Annotated in this window: 18 protein-coding genes; 10 read left to right on the top strand and 8 right to left on the bottom strand. The window is 67.1% G+C overall.

Annotated features, from left to right (window positions below):
* Nucleotides 1-127 precede the first annotated feature (127 nt).
* The 4 genes from ACNKW1_RS12465 (at nucleotide 128) to ACNKW1_RS12450 (ending at nucleotide 4,632) form a co-directional block, all read left to right on the top strand.
* Nucleotides 128-901 (top strand): DUF2189 domain-containing protein, encoded by a 774-nt coding sequence (locus ACNKW1_RS12465; protein ID WP_418364913.1) that lies wholly within the window; start codon nucleotides 128-130, stop codon nucleotides 899-901.
* A 107-nt stretch (nucleotides 902-1,008) separates the two neighbouring features.
* The gene (locus ACNKW1_RS12460) at nucleotides 1,009-3,129 is read left to right on the top strand and encodes a M3 family metallopeptidase (protein WP_418364912.1); all 2,121 of its coding nucleotides are present in this window, start codon (nucleotides 1,009-1,011) and stop codon (nucleotides 3,127-3,129) included.
* Entirely contained in the window at nucleotides 3,126-3,899 is a 774-nt protein-coding gene (xth, locus tag ACNKW1_RS12455; RefSeq protein WP_418364911.1) for an exodeoxyribonuclease III, read from the top strand. Before ACNKW1_RS12460 ends, xth begins: the two co-directional genes overlap by 4 nt.
* Nucleotides 3,900-3,930: 31 nt before the next feature.
* Entirely contained in the window at nucleotides 3,931-4,632 is a 702-nt protein-coding gene (locus ACNKW1_RS12450) for a Crp/Fnr family transcriptional regulator (protein ID WP_418364910.1), read from the top strand.
* 22 nt (nucleotides 4,633-4,654) lie between these two features.
* Here the strand turns inward: ACNKW1_RS12450 and ACNKW1_RS12445 are convergent, their stop codons facing one another.
* On the bottom strand, nucleotides 4,655-6,361 hold the full coding sequence (locus tag ACNKW1_RS12445; protein ID WP_418364909.1) for a PAS-domain containing protein: 1,707 nt from the start codon (nucleotides 6,359-6,361) through the stop codon (nucleotides 4,655-4,657).
* 294 nt (nucleotides 6,362-6,655) lie between these two features.
* On the opposite strand from ACNKW1_RS12445, the gene ACNKW1_RS12440 reads away from it, so the two are divergent.
* Nucleotides 6,656-6,847, top strand: coding sequence for a DUF2892 domain-containing protein (locus tag ACNKW1_RS12440; RefSeq protein ID WP_418364908.1), 192 nt, complete (start codon nucleotides 6,656-6,658; stop codon nucleotides 6,845-6,847).
* 148 nt (nucleotides 6,848-6,995) lie between these two features.
* Here the strand turns inward: ACNKW1_RS12440 and rsmA are convergent, their stop codons facing one another.
* From rsmA to ACNKW1_RS12420, 4 genes are read right to left on the bottom strand one after another with little or no spacing between them, the layout of a single operon-like run.
* Nucleotides 6,996-7,799 carry a 16S rRNA (adenine(1518)-N(6)/adenine(1519)-N(6))-dimethyltransferase RsmA gene (gene rsmA, locus ACNKW1_RS12435; protein ID WP_418364907.1) on the bottom strand — a complete coding sequence of 268 codons (804 nt, stop codon included), beginning with the start codon at nucleotides 7,797-7,799 and terminating at the stop codon, nucleotides 6,996-6,998.
* A 24-nt stretch (nucleotides 7,800-7,823) separates the two neighbouring features.
* Entirely contained in the window at nucleotides 7,824-8,834 is a 1,011-nt protein-coding gene (gene pdxA / locus ACNKW1_RS12430; RefSeq protein ID WP_418364906.1) for a 4-hydroxythreonine-4-phosphate dehydrogenase PdxA, read from the bottom strand.
* 5 nt (nucleotides 8,835-8,839) lie between these two features.
* Nucleotides 8,840-10,156 (bottom strand): peptidylprolyl isomerase, encoded by a 1,317-nt coding sequence (locus ACNKW1_RS12425; protein WP_418364905.1) that lies wholly within the window; start codon nucleotides 10,154-10,156, stop codon nucleotides 8,840-8,842.
* A 31-nt stretch (nucleotides 10,157-10,187) separates the two neighbouring features.
* Nucleotides 10,188-12,692 (bottom strand): LPS-assembly protein LptD, encoded by a 2,505-nt coding sequence (locus tag ACNKW1_RS12420; RefSeq protein ID WP_418364904.1) that lies wholly within the window; start codon nucleotides 12,690-12,692, stop codon nucleotides 10,188-10,190.
* Between the two features lie 114 nt (nucleotides 12,693-12,806).
* Here ACNKW1_RS12420 and ACNKW1_RS12415 point away from each other — a divergent pair, with 114 nt between their 5' ends.
* The 4 genes from ACNKW1_RS12415 to ACNKW1_RS12400 all read left to right on the top strand — a co-directional run bounded on the left by ACNKW1_RS12415 (nucleotide 12,807) and on the right by ACNKW1_RS12400 (nucleotide 17,185).
* On the top strand, nucleotides 12,807-13,835 hold the full coding sequence (locus tag ACNKW1_RS12415) for an aminoglycoside phosphotransferase family protein (protein WP_418364903.1): 1,029 nt from the start codon (nucleotides 12,807-12,809) through the stop codon (nucleotides 13,833-13,835).
* A gap of 17 nt (nucleotides 13,836-13,852) precedes the next feature.
* Entirely contained in the window at nucleotides 13,853-14,533 is a 681-nt protein-coding gene (gene murU / locus ACNKW1_RS12410) for an N-acetylmuramate alpha-1-phosphate uridylyltransferase MurU (protein WP_418365001.1), read from the top strand.
* 92 nt (nucleotides 14,534-14,625) lie between these two features.
* Nucleotides 14,626-15,981, top strand: a complete 1,356-nt coding sequence (locus tag ACNKW1_RS12405; protein ID WP_418364902.1) for an aminopeptidase P N-terminal domain-containing protein — start codon at nucleotides 14,626-14,628, stop codon at nucleotides 15,979-15,981.
* Entirely contained in the window at nucleotides 15,974-17,185 is a 1,212-nt protein-coding gene (locus tag ACNKW1_RS12400; RefSeq protein ID WP_418364901.1) for an FAD-dependent monooxygenase, read from the top strand. The genes ACNKW1_RS12405 and ACNKW1_RS12400 overlap by 8 nt, the downstream gene beginning before the upstream one ends.
* A 103-nt stretch (nucleotides 17,186-17,288) precedes the next feature.
* On the opposite strand, the gene ACNKW1_RS12395 is transcribed toward ACNKW1_RS12400, so the two are convergent.
* From ACNKW1_RS12395 to ACNKW1_RS12385, 3 genes are read right to left on the bottom strand one after another with little or no spacing between them, the layout of a single operon-like run.
* Nucleotides 17,289-18,089, bottom strand: coding sequence for a MetQ/NlpA family ABC transporter substrate-binding protein (locus ACNKW1_RS12395; RefSeq protein WP_418364900.1), 801 nt, complete (start codon nucleotides 18,087-18,089; stop codon nucleotides 17,289-17,291).
* Nucleotides 18,090-18,112: 23 nt separating this feature from the next.
* Entirely contained in the window at nucleotides 18,113-18,772 is a 660-nt protein-coding gene (locus tag ACNKW1_RS12390; RefSeq protein WP_004366368.1) for a methionine ABC transporter permease, read from the bottom strand.
* Nucleotides 18,772-19,800, bottom strand: a complete 1,029-nt coding sequence (locus ACNKW1_RS12385) for a methionine ABC transporter ATP-binding protein (RefSeq protein WP_418364899.1) — start codon at nucleotides 19,798-19,800, stop codon at nucleotides 18,772-18,774. The genes ACNKW1_RS12390 and ACNKW1_RS12385 overlap by 1 nt, the downstream gene beginning before the upstream one ends.
* Before the next feature lie 185 nt (nucleotides 19,801-19,985).
* On the opposite strand from ACNKW1_RS12385, the gene ACNKW1_RS12380 reads away from it, so the two are divergent.
* Entirely contained in the window at nucleotides 19,986-21,134 is a 1,149-nt protein-coding gene (locus tag ACNKW1_RS12380) for a trans-sulfuration enzyme family protein (protein WP_418364898.1), read from the top strand.
* Nucleotides 21,135-21,230: the final 96 nt, after the last annotated feature.

The following is a 21,230-nucleotide window of genomic DNA, read 5'->3' as shown; positions in this document are numbered from 1 at the left end:
GCGAACTCTTCGTACGTGTCCTATTCTAAAAACACGAAGACCCAGCGCCTGCATGGACATTCACGCCCGGCAAGCACGTCCAGCCGGGTTGCGACGCCCCCAGAACAACGCAGATGTGGAGAACAACATGGACAAGCCCTACGACTCACTGGACCAGCATTTCAAGCTTCCCCACATCCGCTCGATCGGCACCGACCGTCCGATGCAGTGGCTGCGCATGGGCTGGGACGACATGCGCGAGAACCTGGGCGCGAGCCTCTCCTACGGCCTGATCCTGGCTGCAGTCGGTTACGCGATCCTGTCCTATGCGGCGGACAAACCCTACCTGTTCATGGCAGCCATTTCCGGGTTCCTGCTGATCGGACCGATCACCGCGGCGGGCCTCTACGAGATTTCGCGGCGGCACGAGAAGGGCCACAAGACCTCGTTCTCAGGGTCGCTGCGTGGACTCGCCGCAAAGGCTGACGGTCTGGCCATGTTCGGCGCCTTCCTCGCCATTGCGCTCATTGCCTGGGAGCGCATTTCGGCGATCATGTTCGCGCTCTTTTACCGGGGCGAGGTCAGCGACGTGACCAACTTCGTCAGCGGGCTCCTGAGTTCGGGCACGAACCTGTACTTCCTGGCGGCCTACGTCATCGTCGGTGGCGTGCTGGCGCTCGTCGTCTTCTCTCTTTCGGCGATCGCCATCCCGATGGTGATGGATCGCGAAACCGACACCGTCACCGCGGCAATGACCAGCCTGCGCGCCGTCCAGACCAACTTCGACACCATGATGCTGTGGGCCGTGGTGATCGTTGCCCTCATCGGTATCGGCTTCGCGAGCATGATGATCGGCATGGTGATCCTGCTGCCGCTGGTGGGTCACGCCAGCTGGCATGCGTATCGCGATCTGGTCCACTGAATCCACGCAGCTCCGGCGGCGGGCGTCGTGCGCGGCGCCCGCCGTCTTTTTTGCGGCAGAATAGCCGCCTTGACCGGCCACGCCGGAACGAACAGACAAGGTAGAAGATGCAGCCGAGCACGCCCACCCCCGACTCCCCTTCCAACACCAACCCCCTGCTCGACTTCACGGGCATGCCGCGTTTTGAGGACATCAAGCCGGAACACGTCGAACCCGCGATCCGCGGCCTGATCGACGAGAACCGGGCGCTGATCGAGCGCCTCACCGCCGACCCCGCCACGCCGACCTGGGACGGCTTCGTCAGCCCGATGGACGAGGCCGGCGAGCGCCTCGGCCGCGCCTGGGGCGTCGTCGGCCACCTGCACAGCGTGTTCGACGTGCCCGAGTGGCGCGAGGCCTACAACGCCATGCTGCCCGAGATCTCCCGCTTCTACGCCGAGGTCGGGCAGAACCTGGCGCTGTTCCAGAAGTACAAGGCGCTGCACGACAGCCCCGAGTTCGCCACCCTGTCGCCGGTGCGCCAGCGCATCCTCGAGCACGGGCTGCGCGACTTCCGCCTGTCCGGTGCCGAACTGCCCGACGAGCAGAAGCCGCGCTTCCAGGAAATCCAGGAAGAGCAATCCCAGCTCGCCGCCAAGTTCTCCGAGAACCTGCTCGACGCGACCAACGCTCATGCCGAATGGGTCACGAACGAGGCGGGCCTTGCCGGCATCCCCGAGGATGCGCGCGAGGCCGCCCGCGCCGCCGCCGAGGCGGAAGGCAAGGACGGCTGGAAGTTCACGCTGCAGATGCCGTCCTACCTGCCGGTGCTGCAATACGCCGACGACGGCGATCTGCGCGCGCGCATGTACCGCGCCTACGCCACCCGCGCCTCCGAGCTCGGCAACCTGGAACTGGACAACGGCCCACTCATCGGCCGCATCCTGGCGCTGCGCGACGAGGAAGCGCGCATGCTCGGCTACCGGAACTTCGCCGAGGTGTCGCTGGTGCCCAAGATGGCCGACACGCCGGAGCAGGTGCTCGGCTTCCTGCACGACCTCACGGCCAAGGCCAAGCCCTTCGCCGAGAAGGACCTCGAAGAGCTCAAGGCCTTCGCCAAGGCCGAGCTCGGCCTCGACACCCTCGAACCCTGGGACGTCGCATATGCCTCCGAGAAGCTCCGCCAGGCGCGCTACGCCTACTCCGACCAGGAGGTGAAGCAGTACTTCCCCGAGCCCAAGGTGCTCGACGGTCTGTTCGGCGTGATCCGCGCGCTGTACCGCGTCGACATCCTTCCCGACGAGGCGCCGAAGTGGGACCCGGACGTGCGCTTCTTCCGCATCGAGAAGGAGGGAGCGAACGGACCGGAACTCGTCGGCCACTTCTACCTCGACCTGCACGCGCGCAGCACCAAGCGTGGCGGCGCGTGGATGGACTCGGCGCGCAGCCGCCACCGCAACACCTGGGGCAGCGACACGCCGGTCGCCTACCTGGTGTGCAACTTCCCCGGCCCGGTCGGTGAGGGTACGAAAAAGCGGCCCGCCACCTTCACCCACGACGACGTGCTGACGCTGTTCCACGAGTGCGGCCACGGCCTGCACCACCTGCTCACCCAGGTGGACGAGCTCGCGGTGTCCGGCATCCACGGCGTGGAATGGGACGCCGTCGAGCTGCCCAGCCAGTTCATGGAGAACTTCTGCTGGGAATGGGACGTGCTGCAGGGCATGACCGCGCATGCCGACACCGGCGAGCCGCTGCCGCGCGCGCTCTACGACAAGATGATCGCCGCCAAGAACTTCCAGAGCGGCATGCAGACCGTGCGCCAGCTCGAGTTCTCGATGTTCGACCTGCGCCTGCACGGCGAGGTCGACGCCTCCGCCGGCCCGGTGCCCATCGAGCGCGTGATGGCCCTGCTCGACGAGGTGCGCCGCGAAGTCGCGGTGATGATCCCGCCCGCCTGGCACCGCTTCCCGCACAGCTTCTCGCACATCTTCGCCGGCGGCTACGCGGCGGGCTACTACAGCTACAAGTGGGCCGAGGTGCTGTCGGCCGACGCCTTCGAGGCCTTCGAGGAAGCCGGCGCCGGCCGTGGCAGCCTGCTCGACCCCGAAACCGGCGAGCGCTTCTGGCGCGAAATCCTCGCGGTGGGCGGCAGCCGCCCGGCGCTCGACTCCTTCAAGGCCTTCCGCGGCCGCGAGCCCAGAGTCGACGCGCTGCTGCGCCACAGCGGCATGGTGGCGCAGGCATGAAGATCGCCACCTGGAACGTCAACTCGCTGAAGGTCCGCCTGCCGCACGTCCTCGACTGGCTGGCGGCCAACAAGCCCGACGCGCTGTGCCTGCAGGAACTGAAGCTCGAAGACAAGGCCTTCCCGGTCGCTGATCTGGAAGCGGCCGGCTACCACGCCGTCTTCATCGGCCAGAAGACCTACAACGGCGTCGCCATCCTCAGCCCGCAGCCGATCGACGAGGCGACTGTGGTGCGCAACATCCCCGGCTTCGAGGACGAGCAGAAGCGCATCATCGCCGCCACCATCAACGGCTTGCGCGTGGTGTGCGGCTACTTTCCCAACGGCCAGGCGGTGGGGTCGGACAAGTTCGAGTACAAGCTGCGCTGGCTCGCCGCACTCACCGAGTGGTTGCGCGAGGAACTGAAGACGCACGAGCGCCTGGTGCTGGCGGGCGACTTCAACATCGCCCCGGAAGACCGCGACGCCCACCCGGACTGGAAGGACGAGATCCATGTCTCCGAACCGGAGCGCGCCGCCTTCCGCGCGCTGCGGGATCTCGGACTGGTCGACGCCTTCCGTCTCTTCGAGCAGCCCGAGCGCGCGTTCTCGTGGTGGGACTACCGCATGATGGCCTTCCGGCGCAACTTCGGCCTGCGCATCGACCACCTGCTGGTGTCGCCCGCGCTGCGCGAGGCCTGCCGCAACTGCACGGTGGACAAGGCGCCGCGCCGTCTGGAACGGCCGTCGGATCACGCGCCCGTGGTGCTGGAGTTGGCGCTGGGCGCGTGACGAATCGTCCGCCACCGGTGAAAATGTGCCGATGACTACAGGCTGCACTCTTCCCGCCTCACCCGCCACCGACGAAGAGCGGCTCGAAGAGCGTTATCCGGTGCTCTCCGCGCTCCCTGCGGACGCGCGGAGGCGCCTGCTGCAGGGCGCGCACTGGATGCGTATCCCGGCAGGGACCATGCTGTTCGACGACCACCAGGCATGCGAAGGCTTTCCCTTCGTGGTGGACGGCTCGGTGCGTGTCAGCAAGTGCGCGCCCAGCGGGCGCGAACTGCCCCTGTACCGGGTCGGGGCCGGAGAGACCTGCATCATCTCCTCGTCCTGCCTGCTGGGCCACGAGGCCTACAACGCGCGTGGCATGACCGAGGCCGACACCCTCATGATGTTGCTGCCCAAGCCGGTGTTCGACGAGATGATGATCGAACGCCCCTTCCGCGATTTCGTTTTCCACCTCTTCGCCGAGCGCATCGCCGACCTGATGCAACTCATCGAGGAGGTCGCGTTCCGCAAGCTCGACCAGCGTCTGGCCGCACTGCTGCTCGGCAAGGGACGCCTGCTTCGCGTCACGCATCAGCAACTGGCCGACGAACTGGGCAGCGTACGCGAGATCGTCAGCCGGCTGCTGAAGAGCTTCGCAGAACAGGGGCTCGTGCGTCTGGGTCGCGAGCAGGTGGAGATCGTCGATCCGGCCGGATTGCGCCGCTTGGTCACCGAGGGCTCATTGAAGCCCTGAACGCGGCATACCGTCAGCTTGCTCAAGCCTCCGCGGGAGCATTCCAGCCCGCGCACACGCAGTTGCGTCCGGCATGCTTGGCCGCGTAAACGCCGCGGTCCGCCTCTGTGAGAACCTGCTCGAAATCGCGACGATCGGACGCAGGACGCGCTGCCACGCCAATGCTGACCGTGATCGCAAGAGGGTCGCCTTCGGGGGTGCCGAGTGAGGACGCCTCCACCACCCGCCGCAGCGTCTCGGCCACCTGCAGCGCCTCCTCCGGGTCCGTGTCCGAGAGCAGCACCATGAACTCCTCGCCGCCGAAACGCCCGACCAGGTCGGTGACGCGCAAGGCGCTCGACAGCAGGTTCGCGATCCGGCGCAGGCACTCGTCTCCCACCAGGTGCCCGAACCGGTCGTTGATGCTCTTGAAGTGGTCGACATCAACGAGCAGCAGTGCGAGCGGATTCCCCGTTCCGCTCTGGCGCGCAAGCTCAAGGTCGTAGCGGGAGCAGAACTTGCGACGATTGGCGAGTCCGGTCATCGGATCGTGCAGCGCCATCTGCTCGAGTTCCTGCTGCGCGAGCGTCAGCTCCGTGATGTCGACATCCACCCCGCGATAGCCGTTGAAACACCCGCCCTCGTCGAACACGGGCTGCGCGCTGGACGACAGCCACACTGGACGGCCGTCCGCGCTATGCGTAATCAGCGTGCAGCGCTCGAGCACTGCGTGGGCACGGATCGGCGACAGCCACTGGCACGCCACCTCCGATCCGACACATGGCTTGCCACAGTGCTCAGTGCAGAACTGCTTCCAGCGCTCGGTGCCAAGCACCTCGTCGTCCGCACGACCGAGGATCTTTTCCATGCCTTGCGCGAAGGTATAGTGCCCGTCCGGCCCGGTTTCCCAGATGTAGGTCGGGGAGAAATTGACCGCGTCGCTCATCAGGTCGCGCACCCGGCGGACGGTTTCCGCATTGCGCAGCCGGTCGGTGATGTCGGTATAGGTGGTGACGAAACCGACCGGCTGTTCGCCCTCGAACACGATCCGCCCCTCGATTTCCATGACGCCGCCATCGCTTCGCCTGCGCTCCATCCTGTGGCGCTCGAAGCGGCGTGCGAGCTCGACCATCTCGCGCACCTTTTCTTCGGGATCCACGTCCCCGTACTCACCGCGCTGGGCGTTGAAGCGGATCACGTCGGCAAAGGTTCTGCCCGGCTTCATGAAGTCTTCGGGCAGATTGAGCTGCTTCACGAAAGCACGGTTCCAGAGCACGACGTCGAGCGCCTCGTTGACCACCGAGACGCCCTGCGGCAAGGCGTTCACCACTGCGTCGAGGTAATTCGCGCTGCGCCGGGCCTCCTCCTCGGCATTCTTGCGTTCAGTGATGTCGGTGTAGATGGTGACGAAACCGCCATCGGGCAGCGGGTTGCCGCGAATCTCCAGGATCCGGCCGTTGGGGCGCTTGCGCTCGAAAACGTGCGGCTCGCGTTCGCGCGCGCGAGCGACCACCGACTCAGCGATCTGCTCGGGATCCCCAGGGCCGTATTCGCCACGGCGCGCATTGAAGCGCGCGAGATCAAGCAGGGAAGGCAGGCCGTTTTCGAACAGCGCATCGGGAAATTCGAGCAGCTCGCGGAGTTGACGGTTGCACAACACCATGTTCAGTTCGCGATCGAACAGACTGACGCCGCTGGGAAGGAAGTCGATGATCGCCTGAAGGACGTCTGGTGTCGTCTGCGACCCCATAGGCCAAGCCTGCTGCGTATTCAGCATCGCCCCTCCCCTTTCGAAGCATTTTGCAATGCACCCCACGTTCAGCTAAAAATCATGAGCCTGCTGCCAGTTCCGCGCAATCATATCCACGGATGCGGGAGGGAGAATCGGGCAGCAACCGTGACGCCGGTCACACCTGAAGCTTCACCGCGCCGGCAAAGCGGCCAACGCGAAGGGAGGCGCTGTGTAACCGAGGTTACAGACGGGGAGCCGTCCGGCGTAGTTCAATGACGCTGCTTTCCATCATCCAAGGCAAGGAGAATCCACATGAAGACGAACGTTGGCGGCGCAGACAAGATCATCCGTATCCTCGTTGGCCTGGCGCTGATCGCCTGGGCTCTTTTCGGCGGCCCGGTCTGGGCCTGGATCGGCATCGTGCCGCTGGCAACCGGCGCGATGGGCTGGTGCCCGGCCTACACCCTGCTCGGCATGAACACCTGCCCGCTGAACAAGAAGTAAGTCTGCGGGGGCGGCGGCAGCACGATATGCCTGCCGCAAAAGCCCTGCGCGAGCGCACGTGCCCGCGAACGTGGCAATCGACCACCTTGCCCGCACGGGCGCGTGCGCTCGCGCGGCGCGCCTGTACCGCACACCCATACCCGATGGGTCAGTGACGGACCGTGCAGTGATTGGCGATTGCCACGTACTCTTCAACCGAGAGCTTCTCGCCCCGCAGCCCGGCATCAATGCCGAGCGCATCGAAATCGGCTTCATGCATGAACTCTCGCAGCGTGTTGCGCAGCGTCTTGCGGCGCTGGCCAAACGCGGCAGTGACGATGCGACCGAGCAGCGCCTCATCCTTCGCGCCGAGTTGATCCAGCGGTAGCGGCGCCATGCGCACGATGCTGGACATGACCTTCGGCGCTGGGCGGAAGGCGGTCGGGGGCACGTCGAAGAGCCGCCCCATGCGAAAGCGGTACTGCAGCATCACGGAGAGCCGCCCATACTCCTCGGTACCCGGCTCGGCCACCATGCGCATTACCACTTCCTTCTGCAGCATGAAGGTCATGTCCTTCACCCTGTCGGCGAAGCTGGCGAGGTGGAACAGGATCGGTGTCGAAATGTTGTACGGCAGGTTGCCGACGATGCGCAAGGACGCGCCACCCTCCGCGGCAAGGCTGCCAAAATCGAACTTCAATGCGTCGCCCTCATGCACCGTGATCTGTGCCGGCGTGTAGCGCTCGTGCAGGCGCGCGATCAGGTCGCGGTCGATCTCGACGACGTGCAGATGCCCGAGGCGCTCGATCAACGGAGCGGTCATCGCCCCGAGGCCGGGGCCGATCTCGACCATGAGATCACCCTTCAGGGGCCGGATCCCATCGATGATCTTGCGGATGATGTTGGGGTCGGAAAGGAAGTTCTGGCCGAAGCGCTTGCGGGCGCGATGGCCATCGGTTTCGAAATCTTGCATATGAGTCCCTCGCGGTCGCCCGGCTCAGTGTGCCGTACTGCGGGCCGCCGCCATGGCAAGCGCAAGCTCGACTGCGGCATACAGGCTGCCCGGGTCGGCGCGCCCGCTACCGGCCAGATCGAGCGCGGTGCCATGATCGACCGAAGTGCGGATGATCGGCAGGCCGAGCGTGACGTTGACCCCGCCACCGAAGCTCGCATGCTTGAGCACGGGCAGGCCCTGATCGTGATACATGGTCAGCACCGCGTCGCCCTTCTCGAGCGTGTGCGGCACGAACAGCGTGTCCGCCGGAAGCGGCCCCGTCAGCTGCATGCCCTCGGCGCGCAGCCTGTCGAGTACCGGGAGGATGACGTCGATCTCCTCACGGCCCATGTGCCCGCCCTCACCGGCATGCGGATTGAGTCCGGCGACGAGGATGCGCGGCGCCCGGAGGCCGAAGTGGCGCACCAGGTCAGCGTGCAGGATGCGAAGCGTCTCTTCGAGCAGCGCGGGGGTGATCGCTGCCGGAACCGCGGCAAGCGGCAGGTGGGTCGTCGCCAGCGCCACGCGCATGCCTCCGCCCACCAGCATCATGACGACGCGTGCCGTGCCGGTATGCGCGGCAAGGTATTCGGTGTGGCCGGTGAAAGGCATGGTGTCACGCGCACCCAGCCCTTCGCAGATCACGCCCTTGTGCACTGGCGCAGTAACCATGGCCGCGAACTCGGCCTCGCGACAACCGGAGATCGCGCGATCGAGCAGGGCGAGCACGTAGGCGCCGTTGGCCGGCTCCAGCACACCCGCCTGCGATGGCTGGGCGAGCGGCAGGTGCAGCACTTCGATGCAGCCGCGCGCGACAGGCACCTCGCGGCAATACGGAACGATGCGCACGGCACGCCCCAGTGCGGATGCGCGTGCGCGCATCAGCTCGATGTCGGCGAGCACGACCAGGCGCCTCGGCCAGTCACGCTCGGCCAGGCGCAGGCAGAGCTCCGGACCGACCCCTGCTGGTTCGCCGCTAGTGACGACGACGGGTAGCGCACCCGTGTCGGGCATCGTGCTCACTCCCGCTCGAGGCGGTAATCGACATAGGTGCTGTCGCGCAGCTGGCGCAGCCAGTCCTCATAGGACTGCTCGGCCTTGCGCTCGCGCAGCGCCATGCGGGCTGCGTTGCGCTTGCGTTCTTCGGTCACGTCCTGGACACGGCGCTCCACCACCTGGATGAGGTGCCAGCCGAAGGGCGAACGTACCGGCATACTGACCTCGCCGGCCTGCAGCGCATCCATGGCGCGCTCGAACTCAGGCACCGTATCGCCAGGGCTGAGCCAACCCAGGTCGCCACCCCGACCGGCGGACAGGTCCGCAGAGCTCGCCTTGGCGAGCTCACCGAAATCCGCGCCGTTGATCACGCGCTCGCGGAGCGCCAGCAGCCTCGCCTCGGCATCGGCATCGGAGAGCACTTCGGAGGTCTTGATCAGGATATGACGCGCGCGCGTCTGTTCCAGTTGCTGGACGGCGTCGGCGCCGCCGCCGCGCACATCGACCAGACGCACGATGTGAAGCCCCGCGGCGCTGCGCAGCACCGGCGAGGTCTCCCCCGGGCGCATGTTTCTGGCCACGTCGGCGAACAGCGCCGGAAGCCGGTCGAGCGGGCGCCAGCCCAGGTTCCCGCCCGACAAGCCGTCCGGTGCATCCGAGAGCTCGGCCGCTACGCGGGCAAAGTCCTCGCCCGAACGCAGCCGCATCATCACCTGTTCGGCACGCCGTGCCACCGCCTCGATCTGCTCGGGCGACGCACCCTCTGGCGTGCGCAGCAGGATGTGGGCGACCGCAAATTCCTGCCCCGAGAACGCATCCGGATTGTTGGCGATGAAGTTGTCGATCTCCGCATCGGTCACGACGATACGGTTATCGACTTCGCGCTCGCGCAGACGGGTGAGCAGAATCTCGGTGCGGATCTCGTCGCGGAAGCGACTCCAGCCCACCCCGTCCTGCTCGAGCGCTGCACGCAGCTGCTCGATCGACAGCTTGTTGTTCTGGGCGATGCGCTCGATGGCGCGCTCGAGCGTCGCGTCGTCGACCCGCATGCCTGACTCGCCTGCCAGCTGCACCTGGGCACGCTCGACGATCAGACGCTCCAGAAGCTGCCTCGCCAGCACCTCGTCCGGGGGTAACTCGACGCCCTGGCGGCCGAGCTGTCGTTTGGCCTGCTCGATGCGCGCGCGCAACTGCTGGGAGGTGATGACTTCGTTGTTGACCACGGCGACGATACGGTCAACCTCGACCGCACGCGGTGCAGCATGGGCTGGCAGCGCAAGTGCGGCTGCGGCCAGGCCGATGGCGATGGCGACACGGGAACGGGCTAGGAGTCGGTTCATGTTCATTGAGTGTGGATTCACTGGACGGTGCTCACTCGACGCCGAACACACGATCGGCCGAGGAGTCGTTGATCTTGCCATAGCCCGGCACACTGCGCCGGATCAGGTTGACCGGATTCGAGCCGATGCCGGCAAGGTCGTTCAGTTCGAGCTGGATAAAGACTGCGTTGGTTACGTTGCTCTCGTCGATCGCAAAGCGGTGCATCGCAGTACGGAAAACCCAGCAGCCGCCATCGTACTCCAGACCTGCGATCGCCTCGGTGACGCGCTTGTCCTTGAGCGAATGCGTCACCCGCCCGACACCATACCAGTTGCGCGCGAGCGGCCACTGGCCGGAGACGTCGATGTCCTCGACGCCGACGATATCCCGGTCGATCGGCAGGTTGGGCGCATAGCGGTAGCTCAGGTTGAGCGTGCGGGCAAAGCCCGCCTGGTAACGAACGCTCGCATTCAGGCGATCGGTCTGGCCGGTCTGCGTGTTGTACTGCAGATAGGAGTCGATCGACACGCGCTTGTTGATCCGTCCGCCCAGGCCGGCAAGGATTTCGTTGCCGCGTCCGGCACGGCGCAACTCGTCCTCGCTGTACAGAAAGACCTGCTGGTCGGAGAAGTAGTAGCGCTGCCCGATCAGGGCGCGCAGGCGCTCGACCCCGGTATCGGAATCGATGAAGCGCGTGGTCAACGCAGCGGTCAGATCGTTGGCATCACCGATGCGGTCGCGACCGGAGAAGCGATTCTCTGAGAAGATCTGCGCGAAGCCCACGTCGAAGCGGTTCGAATCGAAGACCGGAATGTCCTTCTGGTCCTTGTCCTGCACGCGCAGGTAGTACAGCCGAGGCTCGAGCGTCTGCAGGTAGTCTCCACCGAAGAGCTGTGTTTCGCGCTCGAAGAACAGCCCGGAATCCAGCGACAGGATCGGCACCGAGCGCGTAATCGACGTCGTATCGAATGTCGATGCGGGCGAGCGGTCGATGTCATAGCGGGAATAATGCACCCCCGCCTTTGGGGTCAGAAACCAGGCTGCGCCCTGCACCGGCAGCGAAACCTGGGGGTAGGCCACGAAACGGGTCGCCTCGTCGCGATCCTTCCTGGCGTCCTTGTGCTCGAAACGCACCAGTTCGGTTTCGAGCGCTGCGGACACCCCCCCCGGTAGATCCGCGCGCAACGCGTTGACTTCGATCTGCGGCAGGCGACGGTAGGGCTCGGTGTTGGGTGCCTCCTCGTCGGGGCTCAGGGTCTGGTAGCGCTGTGCCAGCGCCGTGGCGTTCCACCAGCCGCCGGAGTACATCAGGCGCCCCTCACGCAGCAGGTTCACCCGCGAAGCCACACCGACGCTTGAGGAAAGATCCTCGAAATAGCTGTCGTCGGATACCGCGTTCAGATCGAGCGTGCCATAGAAATTCGGCGCAAAGCGGTGCTGGTGCTGGATCGAGCCCAGCCGCCGCTCCTCGCCCGTCACGCGGTCCTCGGGCATCCACTCGACACGCGTGATGCCACGATAGGCCTCGGCGAGATAGCGGAATTCGCCGCCGATCTGCACGCCGCGCCGGCCCATGAAGCGCGGCGCAATGGTGGCATCGTAGTTGGGCGCGATGTTCCAGTAATACGGTTGAGTGAAATCCAGCCCGGTCTTGTTCGACGAGCCGAAGGTCGGCGGCAGCAGGCCGGACTGGCGCTGTCCGCTGAGCGGGAACTCCGCCCATGGCAGCCAGAAGATCGGCGTATCCATGAACACGATCGAGCCGCCACGCGCAGTGCCGACCTCGCGGTCGTAGTCGAGGTCGAGCTCGCGGGCCCGGATGTACCAGTCGGGATCGCTCGGGGTGCAGGTGGTCCAGGTCGCGTTCTCGAGCCGGTACTGGTTCTCGCCCTCCAGCCGGAGCATGTCGGCATGGCCGCTGCCGGCGACGGTGCGAGGCGCATCGCCCGCCAGCGCGGGCGCCGTCGTGCGTGAGAGTTCGTATTGCGGAGACTCGACCTCGCCCACCCGGTCGCCCACCACCAGCCGCGCACGCGGGCCGCGAATGACGTCCCCCGCGCGGTCGAGCACCACGTTGCCCTCAGCCACCACCTCGTCGGTGAGTTCGCGATAGGTGACCTTGTCCGCCGTGAGCAGGGTATCGTCGCGCTGCAGTTCCGCCTCACCTTCTGCGACCAGTTCGATCCCGCGCGTGCCATGGATGCGCAGCGCAGTCACAGCCGTTCCGCCCGCAGCCGGGATCTGCCGTGAACCGGCCTGCCTCGCCCGCTCAGTGGCTGGCTCGGGGGCCGGCTCGGCGGTCGGTGCGACCGCAGGCGCGGTGGCGGGCGCGAGCGGCACGGCCGCAACCGGCTTGGTCGGCAGCGTGGCATCGCCCTGGACGCTGCCTTCCGCCCCGTCAGATGCCGGAGCGCGGGACGGAGGCGTCTGCGCAGCAGCGGGCCTGCGCAGCAGATCGGGCGAAACCTTGAGCACCGGCAGCGACTCGGCATGGGCCGCGCCCGACATGCAGAGCAACAGCAGCGGAATCAGACGAATGCGGGTGTTTGGAGCCATACGCGGAGCCATGCGGATCAAGCCTTTTCCGTTGTTCGCAATGTGCGTCTGCCCACCCGAACCACCGTGTTGATAAACTCGCGGATTCTACACGAACACCCGCGGAGATCCGGTTTGCATCGCCTCGAACAACTCAGGACCTGGCTCGCCGCCACGCTGCCCGGCCATCCTTTCGAACTCGCACCGGCCTCGGCCGACGCCAGCTTCCGGCGCTACTTTCGCGTCACCTTCGCCGACGGCAACCCTTCGCGCGTCGTCATGGACGCTCCGCCGGAGAAGGAAGACGTGCGCCCGTGGCTGCACGTGGCCGAGCTCTTCCGCGCCGCGGGCGCACACGTCCCCGAGGTGCTCGCGCAAGACCTCGACCAGGGCTTCCTGCTGCTGTCCGATCTCGGTTCGACCACCTATCTGCAGGCGCTCAAGGCGCAGGACGACCCGAAACGCGCGGCGCACCTGTACGCCGACGCACTCGGTTCGCTGGCGGCGATCCAATCCGCCAGCCGTCCCGGGGTGCTGCCGGAGTACGACCGCGCCCTGCTGATGCGCGAACTGCAACTCTTCCCCGAGTGGTACATCGCCCGCCACAAGGGCGTCACCCTGACCGAAGCCGAGACCGCCACGCTGAACGCGACGTTCGACAAGATCCTCGCATCCAACGTCGCCGAACCGCAGGTCTTCGTACACCGCGACTATCACTCGCGCAACCTGATGCTGCTCGAACCCGCCGAGGGCCGCGGCGCGAACCCCGGCATCATCGACTTCCAGGACGCGGTCTATGGCCCGATCAGCTACGACCTGGTGTCGCTGTTCAAGGACGCCTACATCCGCTGGGACGAGGAGTTCATCCTCGACCTGCTGGTCCGCTACTGGGAAACCGCGAAAAAGCTCGGCCTGCCGGTGCGCGAGGCGTTCGCCGACTTCCACCGCGACTTCGAGTGGATGGGCGTGCAGCGCCACATCAAGGTGCTCGGCATCTTCGCCCGCCTGTATCACCGCGACGGCAAGGACGGCTACCTCGCCGACATGCCGCTGGTGACGGACTACCTGCGCCGCGCCTGCAAGCGCTACCGCGACCTCGGCCCGCTGCTGAAGCTGCTCGACCGCCTCGAGCCCGAGGACGTGCAGGTCGGCTACACCTTCTGAGCGCGATGACGAAAGCGATGATCCTCGCCGCCGGGCGCGGCGAGCGCATGCGCCCGCTCACCGACCACACGCCCAAGCCGCTGCTGCCCGTCGGCGGCAAGCCCTTGATCGTGTGGCACATCGAGCGCCTGCGCGCAGCCGGCTTCAGCGAGCTTGTCATCAACCACGCCCACCTCGGCCACCGGCTGGAGGAAGCGCTCGGCGACGGTACCGCCTTCGGCGTGCGCATCGCGTGGTCGCCCGAGGCCACCGCACTCGAGACCGCTGGCGGCATCCGCCACGCCCTGCCGCTGCTCGGCGACGCACCCTTCATCGTCGTCAACGGCGACGTGTTCTGCGACGCGGATTTCACCGCTCTGCGTTCCGCCGCCGCGGATCTGCGCGCCGACGGCGCGCTCGCCCACCTGCTGCTGGTCGACAACCCCGCGCACCATCCGGACGGCGACTTCCATCTCGCCGCCGACAGCCGCATCCGCGCCGATGGCCAGCCGCGCCTCACCTTCTCCGGCCTGGGCGCCTATCACCCTGCGCTGTTTGCCAACCTGCCCGACAACAACCCGGCCAAGCTCGCCCCACTGCTACGCGACGCCATGAGCGCTGGCCAGGTCCGCGGCGAGCACCACAAGGGCCGCTGGATCGACGTCGGCACCCCCGAACGCCTGGCGGAACTCGATTGCCAACTCACCCGCGCAGGCTGAACCTCGCACCGGGTCACCCGTCGAACCGCAGGGGGCGCGGCGCCGGCGCCCCGACGCTCGACCGTTTCCCTGCCAGTGCCATAATCTCGCCCATGAACGCTCCCACGACTCCGAACCTGAATACCGCCGTGGCGGTCGCACCCTTCCGTGCCCGCCGCGATCGCCTGCTCGCCCGCATGCAGGCTGCCGGCGGCGGCGTCGCCATCCTGCCCACCGCCCCCGAGCGCGTGCGCAACCGCGACGCCCACTACGCCTACCGCCACGACAGCTACTTCTATTACCTCACCGCCTTCCGCGAGCCCGAGGCGGTCGTCGTGCTCGTCGCCGGCCAGGAGACGAAACAGATCCTCTTCTGCCGCGAGAAGAACGAGGAACGCGAAATCTGGGACGGCTATCGCTGGGGCCCCGACGCGGCGCGCAAGGCCTTTGGCTTCGACGAGGCGTGGACCATCGGCGACCTCGAGAAGCGCCTCCCAGACTACCTCGCCGACCAGCCCCTGCTGTGGACCAGCCTTGGCTACGACAACGACTGGGACGCGAAGGTGCTCGGCGCACTCAACGCCGTGCGCGACAAGGCCCGCACCGGCCTCACTCCACCGCATTCGGTGCGCGACCTGCGCGCCGAGCTCGACGAAATGCGCCTCGTCAAGGACGTCTCCGAGCTCGCAACCATGCGCCGCGCCGCGCAGATCTCCGCCGACGCCCACTGCCGCGCCATGCGCGCCACCCGGCCGGGGCGCTTCGAGTACGAGATCGAGGCCGAGCTGCTGCACGCCTTCCGCGCCGCCGGCAGCCAGGCACCGGCCTACACGTCGATCGTCGCCGGTGGTGCCAACGCCTGCGTGCTGCACTACGTCGACAACGACAAGCCGCTCGCCGACGGCGACCTGCTGCTCATCGACGCCGGCTGCGAGCTCGACGGCTACGCCTCAGACATCACCCGGACCTTCCCGGTCAACGGTCGCTTCTCCGGCCCGCAGCGCGCGGTCTACGAGATCGTCCTCGCCGCCCAGGCGGCTGCGCGTGAGGCCACCCGTCCCGGTGCGCACTGGAACCAGCCCCACGACGCCGCGGTGAAGGTGCTTGCCCAGGGCATGCTCGACCTCGGCCTGATCAAGGGCAGCCTCGACGGCGCGCTCGAGAATGGCGACTACCGCCGCTTCTACATGCACCGCACCGGCCACTGGCTGGGCATGGACGTGCACGATGCCGGTGAATACAAGCTCGGTGGCGAGTGGCGGCCGCTGGTCGAAGGAATGGTCCTGACCATCGAACCGGGCTGCTATATCCGCCCCGCCGACGACGTGCCCGAGGCCTTCTGGAACATCGGCATCCGCATCGAGGACGACGCAGTGGTCACCGCAGCCGGCTGCGAGCTGATCACCGAAGGCGTGCCCAAGACGGTCGCGGACATCGAGGCCCTGATGCGAGACACGCGCCATGCCTGAGAACGCTCCCGAGCACGTCCATGACCTCCTGATCGTCGGCGCCGGCCCGGTCGGCCTCGCTCTGGCGCTGGCACTGAAGGACGCCGGCCTTGACATCGTGCTCGCCGACGCGCGCGCCCGCGAAGCGGTCACGAAGGACCCGCGCGACCTCGCGCTCGCCCACGGCACCCGGCTCACGCTGCAAGGCCTCGGCGTGTGGGATGGGCTGCCGAGCACCGCGATCGAGCACATCCACATCTCGCACCAGGGGGGGCTCGGTCGCACCCTGATCGACGCCGCCGAACACGACCTGCCCGCGCTGGGCTACGTCGCCTCGGCCGGCGCGCTCGCCGCGGCCCTGCGCAGGGCGGTGGACGCGGCGGGCATTCCGGTATTCGACGAAACGGAGATCACCAACCTCGCGGCCGGAGAGGACGACGTGATCGCCAGCCTCGCCGGCGCCGGCCGTCCCACGCCCACGCTGCGCGCGCGCCTGGCGGCCTGCGCCGAGGGTGGCCTGCGCGCGGGCGACCCCAACGTGGTCGAGCACGGCTACGGCCAGCACGCGCTGATCGCCGACGTGCAGGTCGCCGGCGGGCATCGACACACCGCCTTCGAGCGCTTCACCCCGCAGGGCCCGGTGGCACTGCTACCCAAGGGAGACAACTACGCGCTGGTGCATGTCTCCCGCCCCGAGACCGCCGACGAGCTGCTCGCGCTCGACGATGCCGCCTACCTCGCCCGCCTGCAGGCCCACATCGGCGGGCGCGCGCGGCTCACCGGCGTCGGCCCGCGCCTACGCTACCCGCTGGTGCTGCGCTACCGACGCTCGACGATCGCGCAGCGCACGGTGTGGCTCGGCAATGCGGCGCAGACCCTGCATCCGGTCGCCGGCCAGGGCTTCAACCTGGCGCTGCGCGACGTGTGGGCGCTGGCGGACGCGCTGCTGAAAGCGCGCGAGGCTGCGCGCCAGCATTCCGCCAACACGGCTGCGAAACCGTTCGACGCCGGCGCCCCCTCGGTCCTTGCAAGCTATGCGAACACCCGCGGCCTGGACCGCCTCGGGACGATCCGCCTCACCGACACCCTGGTGCGCGTGTTCAGCAACGACTTTACCCCGCTGCGCCACGCGCGCGGCGCTGCGCTGTTCGCACTCGACCTGATCCCGCCGCTGCGCAACTTCCTTGCGCGCCGCATGCTGTTCGGCGCACGCGCCTGGCCGTGATCGTCACCGCGTAGCCAGCAAAAAGGCCTGCCCCCGGACACGAGATTGCAGGCCTTTCGCTTCATGAGCGCCGCCATCGGGCGGCGCGATCTTCACGCGCCGATCAGAACGCCGGCACCACAGCGCCCTGGTACTTGTCGGCGATGAACTGCTTCACCTCGGGCGAGTTCAGCGCGGCGGCGAGCTTCTTCATCGCCTCGCTGGTGGCGCTCTCCTCGTGCGCCACCAGCAGGTTGGCGTAGGGCGAGCTGGCGTCCTCGATGAACAGCGAGTCCTTCAGCGGGTTCAACTTCGCCTCGATCGCGTAGTTGGTGTTGATCACCGCCAGGTCAACCTGGTTGAGGATGCGCGGAAGGGTCGCGGCCTCGAGTTCGCGGATCTTCAGCTTCTTCGGGTTCTCGGCGATGTCCTTCTGCGTGGCCGAGATGTTGTTCGGATCCTTCAGCGTGATCAGCCCGTTCTTCGCCATCAGCAGCAGCGCGCGGCCGGAATTGGACGGGTCGTTCGGAATCGCCACCGTCCCGCCCTCGGGGATGTCCGCCACCGCCTTGTGCTTGCCCGAATAGGCGCCCAGCGGCTCGACGTGCACCTTGGTCACCACGGTCTGGATGTCGTTCTTCTGCTTCTTCTTGAACTCGTCGAGGTAGGGCTGGTGCAGGAAGAAGTTGCCGTCGACGCGCTTCTCGTTCGTCTGCATCGAGGGCTGCACGTAGTCGGTGAACACCTTGATCTCGAGCTCCACGCCTTCCTTGGCCAGCATCGGCTTGACGAACTCGAGGATCTCCGCGTGCGGCACCGGGGTAGCAGCGATGACGAGACGGTCGGCCGCGAAGGCGGCGGAGCCGGCAGCCAGGGAGAGCGTGCCGAGGGCGGCCGCCAGCAGTTTGCGCAGGGTAAACGACATCGTTGAAGTCTCCTTCGTGGGGATCACTTGCGGGTGAAATACAGCACCAGGCGGTCGCCCGAGTACTGGATGATCTGGACGAGCACGACCAGCAGGGCGACGGTGATCACCATCACCTCGGTCTGGAAGCGCTGATAGCCGAAACGGATCGCGAGGTCACCGAGGCCACCACCGCCGATCACGCCGGACATCGCAGCATAGGACATCAAGGTGATCGCCGTCACGGTGACGGCGGCGATCAGCCCGGGCAGGGCCTCGGGCAGCAGCGCGCCGAAGATGATGCGTGCGGTGCGAATGCCCATCGCCTGGCAGGCCTCGATGACGCCGCGGTCGACCTCGCGCAGCACGTTCTCGACCAGGCGCGCGAAGAAGGGTGCGGTGCCCACCACCAGCGGCGGAATCGCGCCCTCGACGCCGAGCGAGGTGCCGATCAGGATCACCGTGACCGGGATCATCACGATCAAGAGGATCAGGAAGGGCACCGAGCGCAGCACGTTGACCACAAACGAGAGCACCGTATAGACGAAGCCCTGCTCCAGCAGCTGACGCTTGGCGGTGACGAACAGCAGGATGCCCAGCGGCAGCCCGAGCAGGATGGTGAAGAACAGGGACACGCCGGTCATGACCAGGGTTTCCCAGGTCGCGATCCAGATGTCGCTCCAGTCGATGACGGACAGGTCCATTACTGCAGCACCTCGTGGTGAATCTGGTGGCGGTCGAGCTCGGCGAACACCGCGCGGATGTCGTCCTCGCCGCCTTCGAGCTCGAGCAGCAGCTGGCCGAAGGGCACGTCCTTGATGCTGGAGACCTCACCCTGCAGGATCGTCACCTGCACCTTGGCGCCGGCCATGATGCGGCTGAGGATGGGCTGGTAGGTCACGTCGCCGATGTAGGTCAGGCGCACCAGCGTGCCGCGCAGCTTGTCGCTCATGTAGGCGCGCGCCGGGTCGAAGCTCGCCGCAGCGAGCGCGTCGCTCTGCGCCACCATGCTGCGCGTGACCGGATGCCGGGGATGCAGGAATACGTCGGCCACCCTGCCCGATTCGACGATGCGCCCGCCGTCGATCACCGCGACGCGGTCGCAGATCGTGCGGATCACCTGCATCTCATGGGTGATCAGCACGATGGTGAGACCGAGCTGGCGGTTGATGTCCAACAGCAGCTTGAGGATGGACTGCGTGGTCTCGGGGTCGAGCGCCGAGGTCGCCTCGTCGCACAGCAGCAGCTGCGGCCGGTTGGCGAGCGCACGTGCGATGCCCACACGCTGCTTCTGCCCGCCGGAGAGCTGCGAGGGGTACTTGTGGCCATGCTCGGACAGCCCCACCAGCGCCAGCAGTTCCTTCACCCGCGCGGCACGCTCGGCGGCATTGCCCTGCCCGGTCGCCTTCAGCGGCCAGTCGATGTTGTCGGCGACCGTCTTGGCATTGAGCAGGTTGAAGTGCTGGAAGATCATGCCCACGCGGCGGCGCAGCGCGTAGAGGCCTTCGCTGTCGAGCGTGGTGATGTCCTCGCCATCGACCAGCACGCGCCCGGCGGACGGACGCTCGAGCAGGTTCAGGGTGCGGATCAGGGTGCTCTTGCCCGCGCCCGAGCGGCCGATGATGCCGAACACCTCGCCGGTACCGATCTCGAGGTTGATGTCGGTGAGCGCCTCGACCTCGCGGCCGTCAGCCGCGCGATAGGTCTTGCGCAGGTTTTCGATACGGATCACGGCGAATGCCCCGGCGGGGAAAAAGCCGGCAATTTTACCTGCGGGCCGGGCTCGACACCACCACGTCGAGCTTGTAGGCTCCCCGCCACCCGGAGGCCGCCGCACACGCTCACCGCACCGATCCTGCAATGTCTGGCGCTCCTCCGCTCTCCCCCTCCGCATCCTCGCCCGAAGGACCGCGCATCATGCCGCATGACGACACGCTCTCCCCCGCCACCCTCGCCGCCCAGGGCATGGGTGCAACGACAATGCCACACCGCGACATCGTGCCGCCCATCCACATGGCGAGCACCTTCGAGCGCGACCCGGACGGGAGTCTGCCCGGCGGACGCATCTACGCCCGCGACCTCAGCCCCGCCTACGACCCGGCCGAAGCCTTGCTGTGCCGCCTTGAGGGTGGCGCAGCTGCGGCGCTGTTCGCCTCGGGCATGGCCGCGGCCTCCGCGGTGCTGCTCGCACTCAAGCCCGGCATGCGCATCGTGGCACCGCGCGACATGTACTGGTCGCTGCGCAACTGGCTGGTGAGCTTCACCGGTAACTGGGGCCTGACCCTGGATTTCTACGCCGACAGCGACGAGCTCGCCGCCCTGCTCGCGCGCCCGGCAGACCTGGTCTGGGTGGAGACGCCCGCAAACCCAACCTGGGAGGTCCTCGACATCGCCCAGGCAGCCGGGCGTGCACATGCGGCAGGCGCACGCCTGGTGGTGGACTCCACCGTATCCACGCCGGTGTTCACCCAACCATTGGCGCTCGGTGCCGACATCGTCATGCACTCGGCAACGAAATACCTCAACGGTCACTCCGATGTCGTTGCCGGCGCACTGATCACGCGCGCCGAGGACGACTTCTGGTCCCGCATCCGGACCGCGCGCCAGAACGGCGGCGCGGTACCCGGCCCCTTCGAGGCCTGGTTGCTGGCACGCGGCCTGCGCACGCTGTTTCCGCGCGTGCGGACCGCCGCCGCCTCGGCACTACGCATCGCACAGCACTTCGAACACCATCCGGCGCTGGTCGCGGTGCTCTATCCCGGCCTACCCTCGCATCCTGGCTACGACATCGCCTGCCGCCAGATGAAAGGCGGCTTCGGCGCCATGCTGTCGCTGCGCGTCAAAGGCGGCGAAGGTGCCGCACGCCGGGTCGCGGGCACCGTGAAGATCTTCCGCCGCGCAACCTCGCTCGGCTCGGTCGAAAGCCTGATCGAGCACCGTGGTCCGATCGAGGGCCCGGGCACACGCTGCCCGCTCGATCTGCTGCGGATCTCGGTCGGCATCGAGGACACCGACGATCTGATCGCAGACCTCGAACAGGCCCTTCGGGACGCGAGCCAAGACTGAGGAATCGGGGCGCCGGAGCGCCCCCGCCGCACGGTGGGTTGCATGCATGCAACGGCCTTCGCGCCCAAGGGCCTGAGCGATGGGGTAAAATGCCGC

The organism is Thauera sp. WH-2 (assembly GCF_048321015.1).
GTDB lineage: Bacteria > Pseudomonadota > Gammaproteobacteria > Burkholderiales > Rhodocyclaceae > Thauera.
The sequence above is the reverse complement of the archived record's forward strand: the minus strand, read 5'-3'. Positions and strand labels throughout refer to the sequence as shown.